Annotated in this window: 11 protein-coding genes; 1 reads left to right on the top strand and 10 read right to left on the bottom strand. The window is 35.8% G+C overall.

From position 1 onward, the window contains the following. Positions 1–161: 161 nt before the first annotated feature. On the bottom strand, positions 162–899 hold the full coding sequence (locus C2I06_RS00545) for an alpha/beta hydrolase family protein (RefSeq protein ID WP_095330023.1): 738 nt from the start codon (positions 897–899) through the stop codon (positions 162–164). A gap of 284 nt (positions 900–1,183) precedes the next feature. Here C2I06_RS00545 and C2I06_RS00540 point away from each other — a divergent pair, with 284 nt between their 5' ends. Next, on the top strand, positions 1,184–1,375 hold the full coding sequence (locus C2I06_RS00540; RefSeq protein WP_047942476.1) for a YjzD family protein: 192 nt from the start codon (positions 1,184–1,186) through the stop codon (positions 1,373–1,375). 175 nt (positions 1,376–1,550) lie between these two features. On the opposite strand, the gene clpB is transcribed toward C2I06_RS00540, so the two are convergent. From clpB to argC, 9 genes are all read right to left on the bottom strand, one after another. Continuing rightward, positions 1,551–4,151 (bottom strand): ATP-dependent chaperone ClpB, encoded by a 2,601-nt coding sequence (gene clpB / locus C2I06_RS00535; RefSeq protein ID WP_123257242.1) that lies wholly within the window; start codon positions 4,149–4,151, stop codon positions 1,551–1,553. A 210-nt stretch (positions 4,152–4,361) separates the two neighbouring features. Beyond that, entirely contained in the window at positions 4,362–4,541 is a 180-nt protein-coding gene (locus tag C2I06_RS00530; protein WP_047942478.1) for a YjzC family protein, read from the bottom strand. Between the two features lie 237 nt (positions 4,542–4,778). Further along, the gene (gene argF, locus C2I06_RS00525; RefSeq protein ID WP_123257241.1) at positions 4,779–5,726 is read right to left on the bottom strand and encodes an ornithine carbamoyltransferase; all 948 of its coding nucleotides are present in this window, start codon (positions 5,724–5,726) and stop codon (positions 4,779–4,781) included. Next, on the bottom strand, positions 5,723–8,845 hold the full coding sequence (locus tag C2I06_RS00520) for a carbamoyl-phosphate synthase (glutamine-hydrolyzing) large subunit (RefSeq protein ID WP_123257240.1): 3,123 nt from the start codon (positions 8,843–8,845) through the stop codon (positions 5,723–5,725). The genes argF and C2I06_RS00520 overlap by 4 nt, the downstream gene beginning before the upstream one ends. After that, positions 8,838–9,920, bottom strand: coding sequence for a carbamoyl phosphate synthase small subunit (locus tag C2I06_RS00515; RefSeq protein ID WP_095330027.1), 1,083 nt, complete (start codon positions 9,918–9,920; stop codon positions 8,838–8,840). Before C2I06_RS00515 ends, C2I06_RS00520 begins: the two co-directional genes overlap by 8 nt. 78 nt (positions 9,921–9,998) lie before the next feature. Next, on the bottom strand, positions 9,999–11,156 hold the full coding sequence (locus tag C2I06_RS00510) for an acetylornithine transaminase (RefSeq protein ID WP_095330028.1): 1,158 nt from the start codon (positions 11,154–11,156) through the stop codon (positions 9,999–10,001). After that, on the bottom strand, positions 11,153–11,926 hold the full coding sequence (gene argB, locus C2I06_RS00505) for an acetylglutamate kinase (protein ID WP_095330029.1): 774 nt from the start codon (positions 11,924–11,926) through the stop codon (positions 11,153–11,155). Before argB ends, C2I06_RS00510 begins: the two co-directional genes overlap by 4 nt. A 12-nt stretch (positions 11,927–11,938) precedes the next feature. Next, a complete protein-coding gene (argJ, locus tag C2I06_RS00500) occupies positions 11,939–13,174 on the bottom strand; it encodes a bifunctional ornithine acetyltransferase/N-acetylglutamate synthase (RefSeq protein WP_095330030.1) in 1,236 nt (411 codons plus the stop codon). A gap of 12 nt (positions 13,175–13,186) precedes the next feature. After that, positions 13,187–14,221, bottom strand: coding sequence for an N-acetyl-gamma-glutamyl-phosphate reductase (gene argC / locus C2I06_RS00495; protein ID WP_095330031.1), 1,035 nt, complete (start codon positions 14,219–14,221; stop codon positions 13,187–13,189). Between the last annotated feature and the right edge of the window lie 455 nt (positions 14,222–14,676).

Below are 14,676 nucleotides of genomic sequence, written 5' to 3'. Positions count from 1 at the left end.
AAAAGCCTCCCATTAAAATTACTTAATGTATCATATGCAATAAAAAAGACAATTATTTCATATGCTTAATAAAAGCTTGATTTAGTACCCATTCTTCTATGAAAAATTCAAAAAAGATGGTGCCTAATATAGCCTATGCTACTTGGACACCATCTTTTCTCTCAAAGCGACTTTTCATATTTTTTAAAAAACGTAGCAATTTGTTTCGGAATGGCACTCCTTTTCTCCGGTAATACATAAGAAACAAAAATAGGCAGGTCTTTTTCTTCCCAAATTACAGAAGCTTTTTTTAATCCATTTGATTGGTAATAGGATCTACCGTTATGCAAAATGTGAATAATTTTTGTTGGGATGTCTGCCTCATCTAACTGATACTCCTTTTTCTCCTTTACCATTTCGAATAACTCCTGCTTATTCGTATTAAAAGCGATACTTATCTCATTCGTTAACTTTTTTATAAAAAACTTATGCTCTTTCTCTCTATCTAAATGTTCTTTTAAAGATAAAATTGGGTTTAGCAAAACAACAGATCGAATATTGTCTTTCATCTCCATCATTAATTGGATCGCTGTCAGTGCCCCCATTCCTTCAGCAATTATATGAATTCTCTGGTTTAATATTTCTGTTCGAATAATATGTTCATATAATCTTTTCGCCAATTGCAAAGCTTTTTCACTGCCCCAGTTCTTTCCATATAGATTGGAATAAAATATCGTATATCCATTATCCCGTAACGATTCAATTAAATTCCGCTTTCCTTCATTTTGGTTCCAAAAACTATTACTGTCGGTTACATAATTTCTTTCGTCTCCAATTATTAAGATACCGAAACCATTAGGTCGATGAGGATAATGTATCATGTTCCATTCGGTATCTAACAGGAAGTTCCGGTTCTCCATCTTAAAAACTCCTTTTTAGCATTTTCCTTCTAATAATGTATGTCTCTTTTATTAAAACGTAAGGGAGTTTGCCTATATTTCAAGAAGAAATGCGGAGTCATCTCAGAAAATAATCAGATTTTTTATCTATTTCTGTTAAAGGAATGACATATTAACAGAATCGGAAATACTATTTATAATGGAAAAAGTGAAGAATTTAAGAAAGCTCTATCATTCACATTTATTATTTAGCTTCGATGTGGTAAGATGGTTATGATAAGCAAGCTATAAAGAGGTGATTTCGGTTGCGTTACATAATGACAATTTTTTGGACATTTTTACTTGCTCAAATGTTAGTTTATGTTGTGGGTTCAATGAATGGGGTTCCTTTTAATTTTTCAATGGGGCTAATTCTGACAGCTGTCTTTTCCGTACTAGTTTTCATTTTATCAGCAATTATTCCAGATGAACCTGCTCATGAAAAAGGTTCTCATTAAAAATCTGTATATTGTAAGATTGGGTGATTAAATATATGCACTAATAGGGGAATACTATTCGTGTATTTTGTTTAATCACCTTTTTTATTGCAGCCATAAAAACATGCCTGAATACAAATATTTACTCGTTTGTCCAATTGTATTCAGGCTGTTACAAACACTTAATAGTCGAAAATTACAAAGTATGTTTTAAAATTATTTGTTCCTCTTCTTCATCAATTAAGACATGATCATTTTCTTTTACTTTACCAGCAATTATATCTTTTGCCAGCAGTGTTTCAATTGTTTTCTGTAAATATCTACGAAGTGGTCTTGCTCCAAATTTTGGATCAAATCCATTTCTTGCAACAAATTCTTTCGCCTTTTCCGTCATATCAATAGTGATATGCTGATCTGTAAGGCGTGCTTGTAATTGAACAACTAGCTTGGATACTATATCTTTAATATTTCCGAGTGATAATGGTTTGAATAAAATAACTTCATCAATTCTGTTTAAAAATTCTGGTCTAAAATGTCCATTTAATTGATTCATAACGCCTTCTCTTATTACTTCGGGTATTTCCTCTGCTTCTCCCGTTTCTAATAAAAGATGGGAACCAATATTGGATGTCATGATGATGACTGTATTTTTAAAGTCCACTGTTCGTCCTCTCGAATCTGTAATCCTGCCATCATCAAGAACTTGAAGCAGAATATTGAATACTTCTGGATGAGCTTTCTCTACTTCATCTAATAGGACAACAGAATATGGTTTTCTTCTGATTGCTTCTGTTAATTGTCCCCCTTCTTCATAGCCTATATATCCTGGAGGAGCACCGATTAAACGAGACACAGCATGTTTTTCCATATACTCGGACATATCGATACGAATCATTTGCTCTTCACTATCAAAAAGCGTTGCCGCTAAGGTTTTTGCAAGTTCCGTTTTCCCAACACCTGTAGGTCCCAAAAATAAGAAGGAGCCAATTGGTCTGTTTGGGTCTTTTATTCCTGCTCTCGCTCTTAATACTGCATCACTGACTAACTGCACTGCCTCTGCTTGGCCAACCACTCTTTCTTGCAGAATTGCTTCTAAGCGTAATAATTTTTCTCTCTCTTTCTCCACTAGCTTGGATACAGGAATCCCAGTCCACCTTGCAACAATATTGGCAATTTCCTCTTCTGTCACTTCTTCTCGAAGGAGACGGTTCTCTTGTCCTTGTTTTATCTTTTCTTCCATCTTCTTAATTTCTTTTTCTAATTTTGGAATGCTGCCATGTCTTAGCTCAGCTGCTTTATTTAAATCATAATTATTTTCTGCATCCTCTAACTCTCTCTTTTTTCGTTCAAGCTGTTCTTTTTTCTCATGGATGGATTGTAAAGCATCCTTTTCCTGCTGCCATTTTGCTTTTAAGACATTAGAACGTTCTCTGTGATTAGCTAATTCCTTTGCAATAACCGCAAGTCTCGCTTTACTTTGCTCATCCTCTTCTCCATGCAATGCCGCTTCCTCAATTTCAAGCTGCATAATTTTTCTTGTTAGTTCATCTATTTCAATTGGCATCGAATCGATTTCTGTACGAATCATCGCGCAAGCTTCGTCTATTAAATCGATAGCTTTATCCGGCAAGAAGCGTTCTGTTATATACCTGTCCGATAAAGTTGCAGCTGCAATAATAGAACGATCTTGAATATTTACACCATGATGAATTTCAAATCTTTCTTTGAGTCCTCTTAGTATAGCAATCGTATCTTCCACTGTCGGCTCTGAGACTAAAACCTGCTGAAAGCGGCGTTCAAGTGCAGGATCTTTTTCAATATATTGACGATGTTCATCTAATGTTGTGGCACCAATACAGTGAAGCTCTCCTCTTGCCAGCATCGGTTTAAGCATATTTCCTGCATCCATTGCACCATCTGTTTTTCCTGCCCCGACAATTGTATGCAATTCATCAATAAATAAAATGATTCTGCCATCACTATTTTTCACTTCTTGTAAAACAGCTTTTAAACGTTCTTCAAATTCGCCTCTAAATTTGGCTCCTGCTACTAATGCCCCCATATCTAAAGAAAAAATAGTTTTATCTTTTAGGCCTTCTGGGACATCTTTTCGAACGATCCTTTGTGCTAAACCTTCTACAATAGCCGTTTTTCCCACTCCCGGTTCCCCAATTAAAACAGGATTATTTTTGGTCTTTCTTGATAGTATACGGATTACATTACGAATTTCATTATCACGACCAATCACTGGGTCAAGCTTGCCCAACTTTACTTCTTCTACTAAGTCTCGTCCATATTTACTAAGTACTTCATATGTCGCTTCGGGATTTTTGCTTGTCACTCTCTGTGTCCCCCTTATCTCTTTTATTACTTTCTTTATTTCCGCTAATGAAATATCTTCCTCTTTCAATATTCTTCCTATTGCAGAGGATTCTACTTTATAGGCTGACAGTATAAGATGCTCTACAGATAAGTATTCATCTTCCCATTCCCGCATCTCTTCTTCTGCTTTCATTAAAAGCTGCTGCAAACCAGCAGTTATATATACCGTACCTTGTTGAGAACCACTAAATGATACTTGTGGCTTTTTCTTTAATTCTTCCGCTAATTTATCGCTCACTCTATTTGGATCTTTTTGTAACTTGTTTAAAATGGCCGTCATTAAATTATCCTGTTGATGAAGAATTGCCATAAATAAATGAATATCATCTATTTCTTGATGACTTTCTTTTCTTGCAAGGGATTGTGCTTCAGTTATGGCTAATTGGACTCTTTCTGTCATCTGCTCTACGTTCATTTTACAAGACTCCTTTTTTGACCTTTTTTGACCTTTGTTTTTATTATAGTATAATTTATCCATATGTAAAGGGATCTCTCTTGGACAAAGAGTATATTCAAAACAATGATCTCAAGGAGATAATCATCATGAAGCAGACTCTTTAGAGAAATCCCTTTTTAAATCATTATACGAGTATTGGTATCATCGTATAATATTGGGGTTACCTTATTATGGTTTTCTTTGATATGTCCATAATCGATTATGATTCGATGTTTCTGGAAAGCGGTCTCCAGCTTTCAGTTTTAGCATTTGAGGATTATTTACGTTACTTCCGGTTTCACCAATTTCTATATACAATCCATTGTTTGGTGCCTTTTGCCCTGGACGAAACTGTCTATTTTGACCCAAAATAAACTCCTCCTTTATCCATTACCAATTCAAATGCTAAGTAAACACGAAGCAAAAAACGTGTTACTTAACTGCTTATTAGTATTACCTTTTTTCAAAGTGAACATTACGGAAAATAATGACTGGCTTTTTATTAGATAAATACATTTTCATTCGAGCATGCTATAAGTACATACCTATAAAAAAAACTAAAAAGACTGTTAACAAACATGTATCTGTTAACAGTCTTCACAAAAATTATTTTAAAATTTCCACCAATAATGCCTTTTGTGCATGTAATCTATTGCCGGCCTGCTGAAAGACGTAGGAATGACTTCCATCGATAATTTCTGATGTTACTTCTTCTTCACGATGGGCTGGTAAACAGTGTAAAAAAATGTAATCCGATTTTGCATGGCTCACTAATTCTGCATTAATTTGAAAGCCTTGGAAATCTTTTAAACGCTGCTCATTTTCCGCTTCTTGCCCCATACTGGTCCATACATCTGAGTAGATAGCATCGGCCTCCCGAACAGCTTCTATAGGATTATGAGTAAGGACAATTTTACTGCCACTTATTTTTGCAAAAGAATAGGCAAGTTCCGCCACTTTTTTATCGACTTCATAATTTGGTGGTGTCGCAATGGAAATATCGACTCCTACTTTCGAGCAAGCGATAAGTAAAGAATGAGCCACATTATTTCCGTCCCCGATATACGCAAGCTTTAGACCTTCCAAACTCCCTTTTACTTCCAATAAAGTAAGTAAATCTGCTAATGCTTGACATGGATGATATAAGTCCGTTAATCCGTTGATAATAGGTATGGTTGCATGCTCTGCTAATTCTTCGACAATATCATGAGAAAAAGTACGTATCATAATGGCATCTACATATTGGGATAACACTTTTGCGGTGTCTGATATAGTTTCCCCTCTGCCAATTTGCAGATCTCGACTATTTAAATATAGTGCATGCCCTCCGAGCTGAGTCATCCCCGCTTCAAAGGAGACTCTTGTTCGCGTTGATGATTTCTCAAAAATCATTCCTAATGTCTTTCCTTTTAGAGGGGCTATTATTTCTCCCTTTAAGTGTGATTCTTTTATTGCCTTCGCCTTATCTAATAATTCAAGGATTGTTTCTTTTGAATAGTCAGCCAATGTTAATAAATCTTTTCCCTTTAAATCTAGATTAGATGTAATCATCATACTGTACTCACTCCTTTTCTTATATTTGTATGCCATTCCTGAATCGAATGAACGGTTATGTCTTTTCCTTTAAAAGAGGAAATAAATGCTTCGAGACTTTCTTTTTGCGTGAAGGTAATAATACGATTTCTCGTTGCTAATTCGCGAGATTGTCGATCTTCTTGTAAGTTTGTTGGATTATAAAAGGCAACTGTACTCTTATCTGCTAATAACGATTCGACAGTCTGGCTATCAGCGATTTCAACTGATAATTGGACTTGGTCTGCTTTTTCATAAAGATCTGCTAGATCTTCTGTTGTTTTTAAAACAATTTTCATCTCCTGTTTTGGCATTTTCTTTAAAGTAGGGTGAAATACTTTTCTCAACGCATCTTCTACCGTTTCTGCAAGTGCAATGCCTTCTCCTGTAGAACGCATTTCTGGTCCCAATTTAGAATCTAGCCCTTTTAAAGCATAATTGGAATAAACAGGATACTTAATACAAGTAAATTCTATATCATCCGAATATGTTTTTTCTTTTTCAGTCAATGTATATTTCCCAAGCAATATTTTTGTCGCAATTTGTACTAATGGTACACCAGTTACTTTGCTTACAATCGGTACTGTTCGACTAGCGCGAGGATTTACTTCCAATACATATACCTCTTCTTTATTGATAATATACTGGATGTTCATTAGTCCTTTATAGCCTGTATGCTGAACAATTTTTTTTGCGTAAGTGATCATTTTTTCTTTTACGCTTACTGATAAATTTTTAGCAGGCAATATAGATAAACTATCTCCCGAATGTACGCCCGTTTTCTCGATATGTTCCATAATCGTCGGGACACAAATATCGATTCCATCTGTTGCTAAGTCCAACTCTGCTTCTGAAGCTTCCATAAACTGATCAACAAGGACAGGGTAAGGTACATCCGTTCGTAAATAGGATTGTAATTCTGCTTCATTATTTATCCGTTCCATTCCCTTGCCGCCAATCACATAAGATGGACGGATAAGAACTGGATAGCCTATCTTCTTGACTGAAGCAATAACCTGCTGCTCATTTTCTGCGTTATCTCCTTGGATATGAGGAATATCTTCTTCTTCCAATAGCTTATAAAATAAATCTCTATCTTCTAAAACATCGATTGTGTCACTGTTTGTTCCAAGTATATGGACACCATAGGATTCCAGTTCTTTTGCTACATTAAGAGCAGTTTGACCTCCTAATTGGACAATGACATCTTCTATCCCTTCTGATTCGATAACATTCATAATATCTTCCACGCTTAATGGTTCAAAATACAAACGATCTGCCGTGGCAAAATCTGTACTCACGGTCTCTGGATTATTATTAATAAGGATTGTTTCCAGACCTTCATCTTTTAAGGCAAATACGCCATGAACCGAGCAATAGTCGAACTCTATTCCTTGACCAATTCTGATGGGACCACTGCCGATAACAAGTACTTTTCGTTTAGCACTTTTATTTTGCTCATTTTCACCATAATAGCTGGAATAGTAGTAATTAGTTTTTGCTTTAAATTCTGCTGCACAAGTATCAACCATTTTATAAATAGGCATCACTTGTAACTGTTTGCGTTTTTCTCTTACCTCTTTTTCAAAGCAATTCCACGCATTTGCTAAGAAAGCATCACTAAACCCTTTTTCTTTCCATTGCAGCAAACTCTCTTTTGTTACTGTTTGGAGGGAAGTATGGAATATTTCTTTCTCCATCTCAATCAATCTTTTAAATCGATGAAGGAAGAATAAATCGATTTTTGTTAAATCATGTATTTTAGCAATTGGTTCCTCTTTCCTAATTAGTTCTAAAATGATAAAAAATCTTTCATCCGTTTGTTCCAGCATTTTCTCGTATAATACTTCCACTGACATATCTTTTAATTCTCGAAGAATTAAATCATTTCCTTTTATCTCAAGAGAATGGATTGCTTTTAGCAAGGCCCGCTCCAGATTGCGGTCTATTCCCATTACTTCTCCTGTCGCCTTCATTTGCGTGCCGAGTTTTCTTGATACAGTAGGAAATTTATCAAATGGCCACTTTGGTATTTTTACTACGACATAATCTAATGCCGGTTCAAAGCTTGCAAATGTATCTCCTGTTACTGGATTAATTAGCTCATTGAGACAATAACCAACTGCCAGTTTTGCAGCCATTCTAGCAATCGGATACCCAGTAGCTTTTGATGCAAGGGCGGATGATCTACTCACCCTTGGATTTACTTCAATTAAATAATATTTCTTACTGTTCGGATCTAATGCAAATTGGATATTGCATCCACCTATAATTCCTAGGGCGGAAATGATTTTAATAGAAGCAGAACGAAGCATTTGATATTCTACATCTGTTAATGTTTGAGACGGAGCAATAACGATACTATCCCCCGTGTGAATTCCGACTGGATCGATGTTTTCCATATTGCAAATGGTAATACATGTATTCATACTATCACGCATTACCTCATATTCTACTTCCTTAAAGCCAGCAATACTTCTTTCCACTAAGCATTGACCAATGGCACTTTCCTTCAAACCGCCAGATACTAGACTAATGAATTCTTCCATATCCCCAGCGATACCACCGCCTGTTCCACCTAAGGTATAGGCAGGACGAACAATGATAGGAAAGCCAATTTCATTTGCAAATTCTATCGCTTCATCGACTTTATGCACAATTTTACTTTCTGGTACTGGTTCATTTAATTGATACATTAATTCTCTAAATGCTTCTCTATCTTCTCCCTTTTTGATTGATTCAATAGAGCTTCCCAGCAATTTCACTTGATACTTTTCTAAGATGCCTTGTTCACTTAATTGAAATGCCAGATTTAATCCCGTTTGACCTCCTAAAGTAGCAAGAATTCCATCAGGCTTTTCTTTTTGAATAACCTTTTCTAATACATCTACTGTCAATGGTTCAAAATAAATCGAATCAGCAAAAGTTTCATCTGTCATTATCGTAGCCGGATTATTATTTACAAGGATGACTTTATATCCTTCTTCTTTCAAAGCCATGCATGCTTGTGTGCCAGCATAATCAAATTCAGCTGCCTGACCAATTACAATTGGTCCTGATCCTATTACAAGTATGGTTTTTATCGTCGTGTCTTTAGGCATATGCGAAAACTCTCCCATTATTTGCTTTAACATTTTCTATAAATTCATCAAATATATAACATCCTTCTGAAGGACCTGGATTTGCCTCTGGATGAAACTGTACCGTTTGCAGTGGATAAATGCTGTGAGACAGCCCTTCTACTGATCCATCGTGAAGATTATAAAATCTTGCTTCACAACCTGTAGCAGATAGACTTTCTTCTTTTACTACATAGCTATGATTTTGAGAGGACATAATCACTTTCTTTTTCTTCCGATCCATTACAGGATGATTGGCTCCTCTATGTCCAAATGATAGTTTGGTAGTTTCTGCCCCTAAAGCTAATGCTGCAAGCTGATGTCCTAAACAAATACCAAGAGTTGGGTAATGCTTAATCATCGCTTTAATCGTTGGTAAAATACTGATTAACTCCTTTGGATTCCCAGGTCCATTTGATAAGAGAATGCCATCAGGCTGCAGTGATTTAATGCTAGTAAATGGTGTATTATAGGGAACAACCGTGACTTTACACTCACGCTCTAATAATGCTGTTAACATACTTTCCTTTTTTCCAAAATCAACAAGGACAATATGATATTCACCCTGTCCATACGTTTGAAAGTTCATTTCCGAAACCTTTGCTACTTTGACATCCTCCTTTAAAGAAAATGCAGGGATGGAAATCTCTTTTTCTCCTGTGATAACGGCAGGCATAGAACCAGATTGTCTTATATTTTTTACAATAGAACGGGTATCAACATGTGCTAGCATTGGAATATTCCATTTATTTAAATATTGCTGTAAGGAATATTCAGCTTGATAATGGAATGCGTCACTATTCGATTCATATACAATAACTCCTGCAACATGTGGCTTTTTACTTTCAAAATCTTCTTTGTTTATGCCATAGTTTCCAATTAACGGGTACGTAAAAACAATAATTTGATCTTTATAGGAGGGATCTGTTAGTACTTCCTGATATCCTGTCATTCCAGTGAAAAATACGATTTCTCCCTTTATTTCTTTGGCATCGCTAGTTGTAACGAACTCACCTTTATATTTCACACCATTGCTTAAGTGAAGATAACCTTCCATTTGTTAACACCTCTATAATGAATGTATAGTTACTCTTTATTTCTTATAATTATACATCATCATGCAAAAAAATACATGTTAGATTGTTACTTTTGCATGAATATTTAAACTTTTTTGTATTATTTCCATTCCCTTAATAAAATCTTCCTGTGAAGTATTAAGACTTGGCAATAAACGTATAACCTTTTCCCCAGCATTTAAAACGATTAAGCCTTCTCTTCTTAATTCTCCTAATATCGAAGCAACGGGTATATCCAATTCAATTCCAATCATCAATCCTAAACCTCGAATGTCCTTTACATGTTGATTTCCGGCTAATTTTTCTTTTAAAAGGCTAAATACCCATTCACTTTTTTTCTTTACTTCTTCTAAGAAAGCTGGTTCAAAGATTATTTCCATCGTTTTAACAGCTGCTGCCATCGCTAAAGGATTCCCTCCAAATGTGGTGCCATGGCTTCCTGGACCAAAGAACTCCTTTAGCTTTCCATCTGCCACAATAGCTCCTGTTGGAATTCCATTTGCCATTCCTTTTGCCACACTAATAATATCAGGTTTAATACCAAAGTGTTGAAAGGCAAAAGCTTTTCCTGTTCTACCCATTCCTGTTTGAATTTCATCAATTAGCAGCAAGACACCCTTTTCTTTGCAAATTGCTTCAACACCTTGTAAAAATTCTTGAGAAGCTACATATATACCGCCTTCTCCTTGTACTATTTCAAGCATTACGGCAGCTACGTCTTCTGTTAATTGTTCTTTTAATGCATTTAAATCGTTAAATGGAATATACTCAAATGTCTCCAGCATCGGTCCATAGCCTTGCTTTATTTTATCCTGACCTGTTGCTGACATTGTTGCAAAGGTTCTGCCATGAAAGGATTGCTGGAAAGTAAGAATTTTTGTTTTTCCTGTTGCTTTTCTAGCTAGTTTAATGGCTGCCTCATTTGCCTCTGCCCCACTATTCGCAAAGAAAACAAGATCTAACCCTGATGCCTTCGTCAATATTTCTGCTGCCTTTTCCTGCACTTCTAATGGAAAAAGATTCGAAACATGCCAAAATTTATTTAACTGTTGTTCAACAGCATCTTTTACTTCTGGATGGCAATGCCCTAAATTACATACTCCTATTCCTGAAGTAAAATCTAAATAAACGCCACCATTTTTACTATACAAATAACTCCCCTGTGCAGATTCTGGCTCTATTTCCCATTTTGAGTAGGTTGGGAATAAATGACTCATTCTACAATCCCTTCTTTCACAACAATTTTTGTTCCGATTAATTCTTCACCATCAAAAAACTGTTTTTTTCCTGATATAATCATGACACTATTTAACCCACTTTCCAGTGCTGCGATAGCAGAGGTAACCTTCGGAATCATGCCTCCATTGATCTGTCCAGTATTGATGTAATGAGTGATTTCCTCTTGTGCCATTCTTGCTTGAAGTTCTCCATCTATTAAAATTCCTGCCACGTCTGTTACAAAAAGGCATTGTTCGGCATGTAAATACTTCGCAACTGCCGATGCTACATAATCTGCATTAATATTTAATTTTCTTCCGTCTTCTGTAATCCCTAATGGTGTTAGGACGGGAATCAAATTTTCTTCTAAAAGGGAGGAAAGCAACCTGATATTAACTTGGGATACCTCTCCGACTAGTCCAAGCTTTTCTTCATCAATAAGAGAAGCATTTATGCAATTATTATCCGTTCCATTGAGTCCAATCCCATTCAAATCATGTTCTCTTAATAACTGAACAAGCTTACGATTTGTTTTGCCAGACAGGACCATTTCGACTATTTCCAACGCCTCTTTCGTCGTTTTACGAAGTCCATTGTGAAAGGCAGCTTTCACTTGAAAATAATCAAGCATTTCATTGATATCAGGACCGCCTCCATGGACGAAAACTAGTTGATAGCCTTTATTCTTTAACCTTTTTAAACTAGTAAAAAATTCTGATGTTAGTTGATCGATTACACTTCCGCCACATTTTATAACAATGGTTTTCACTACAGTATCACCTCAAGTTCTGTAGCTGGCATTTATCTTGACATAATCATAAGATAAATCGCAGCCCCAGGCTTTTCCTTCGCCCTTGCCATTATGCAAATCTACAAATATCTGAATAAAATCTTGGTTTAAATACTCGATTGCCGTTTGTTCTGAAAACGACTGTGGTTCACTTTCCTTAAGCATAAGGATATCGCCAATCGCTATGTCTACTCTTGATGGATTAACGGCTGTTTTTGTTTGACCGATAGCGGTGATAATTCTTCCCCAGTTAGCATCTGATCCATAAATTGCAGTTTTCACTAAATTAGAGCCTACTATTTGTTTCGCAATAATGCGTGCTTCTTCGTCATTATTGCTTCCTGAAACCTTTACTTCAATTAGCTTTGTTGCACCTTCACCATCTTTAGCAATCTGTTTAGCCAGACTCTCACATGTTGTAGATAAAAGCTCCACAAAGACCGGATAATCCGGATGCTCTTCGGTAAGAGGTTCGTTTTTTGCCATGCCATTTGCCAGTACAAGGACTGTATCATTTGTAGAAGTATCTCCGTCTACTGTAATTTGATTAAAGGTAGTAGGAATCACCTTACTTAACGCAGCTTGAAGAACTTCCGATGGGATGGCTGCATCTGTCGTAATAAATCCAAGCATTGTTGCCATGTTAGGATGAATCATGCCAGATCCCTTTGCTGTTCCTCCCATCGTAACAGTTACCCCCGCAATAGTTGCAGAATAGCAACATTTTTTCATTACTGTATCAGTCGTTAAAATGGCTTCTTGAAATGCTTCTGCATTTTGGGGAGTAGAATGAAAGATTAATTGATTAATTCCTTTTTCCATTTTATCCATTTGCAGATATTCACCAATCACACCTGTTGAAGAAACTGCCACATATTCTTCCTTTATTTGAAGATAATTGGCCATGATCTTTCTCATTTCATAGGCATCCTTTAAGCCTTTTTCCCCTGTACATGCATTTGCACAAGCACTATTTACGACAATTGCTTGAATTCGTTTTTCTTTGGCAATAGATTCCTGCGTTACTTTTAATGGTGCAGCTTGAAAGTGACTTGCTGTGTATACAGCGGCACAATTTGCTGGAACGGCACTTACTATTGCGCCAATATCTTTCTTATTGTATCGAAGTCCAGCATGGACACCGGCAGCTTTATAGCCAATTGGTGATACGATATTCCCATCCTTTATCTCCTCTATATGGGATTGAATATTATTCATAATCTGCACGTTGGCTCCTCCTTATGGGTAAAGCGGCAGAAACTGCAAACCAGCTGTTTCCTCATAGCCATTCATAATATTTGCGTTTTGAACAGCCTGACCCGCAGCCCCTTTCATTAAATTATCAATAACCGATACGATCGTTATCCTGCTAGTCCGTTCATCCACATTTATTCCAATATCACAAAAATTAGAGCCTTTAACTTCTTTTATCGAAGGATAGGTAAAAAGTGGTCTCACCCGCACAAAAGGACTGTTTGCATAAATTTCTGTATATAAATCATGAATTTGTTCATTTGTGACACTTTTATTTAAGGTAGCATATATGGTTGCCATTAATCCTCTGCTTGTCGGCATAAGATGGGTAGAAAAAGTAATAGCTTTCGATTCAGAATTCCAATCAGCTAATTGTTGTTCTATTTCTGGAATATGCTGATGTTCATTCACTTTATAAATTTTAAAATTTTCGCTCATCTCAGCAAACATATTAGCTCTTGAGGGACTCCTACCCGCTCCTGAAATACCAGATTTAGCATCCACAATAATACTATTTGGCAATATCAAGTTTTCTTTTACTAGGGGTGCTAATCCTAAGAGGGTGGCAGTCGGATAACATCCCGGATTGGAAATTCTCGTGCTGGTAGCAATTTTTTCTTTATTCCATTCAGAAAGCCCATAAACAAAGCTATCAATAAGGTCAGTGGAAACAGGCTCCTTTTTATACCATGTCTGATAATCACCTGTACTCCTTAAGCGCAGATCCCCAGATAAATCAACCATTTGAATCTCTTTATCTGCGAATTCTTGAACGAGCTTTCCGGATACACCTGTAGGAGTAGCAAAAAAAACAATATCGCATTCTTTTGCTATTTTTTCTGGATTAATTGGTTCTAGTTTGTTGTCCATTATATTAAATAAATGAGGATATTCATTCCATACTGGGACTTCATCTCTTGTTGTATGTACAGACTTAATTGTGAATGAAGGATGACTATGCAAAATTCTGATTAATTCTGCACCACCATATCCTGTTGTACCAATTATAGATACTTTCATAACTTCCTCCTTCCGAGTATAAATGTATATTTAATCATTTTTATTTATATTTATTAATCTAAGATTCTCTTATTATAAAAACTACTTCATATAAAATCAACACTTTTTCATAAAAGTAATAGTTTTCTCATTTTTCTGATAATTAACAAGGTATTTGAGGATAACATTTCCATAATTAGCGATGAGAGAGACTTAACAAAACGAAAATGATTAGAATAAAGGATATTATCAGCAGAAATTTCATAAAAATTTTTAAGCCTGCACAATATATGCCTTTTATAAAAATACAAAATTCATCAAAAACAAAGCAGCCAAAATACACTTAGCCTCCTGTAAAAGCTTAAGGGACATTCTACTTCTTGCAAATACTCGAGTGACTGTCGAAAGGGAAGTGTATTCAGACTGCAGGCACTAAACAGCAAAATTTATAAAAACAATCTAATCAAATATCCATC

This window comes from Niallia circulans, assembly GCF_003726095.1.
Taxonomy (GTDB): Bacteria; Bacillota; Bacilli; order Bacillales; family Cytobacillaceae; genus Niallia; species Niallia circulans_A.
This window is presented reverse-complemented; position numbering and strand designations above follow the sequence as displayed.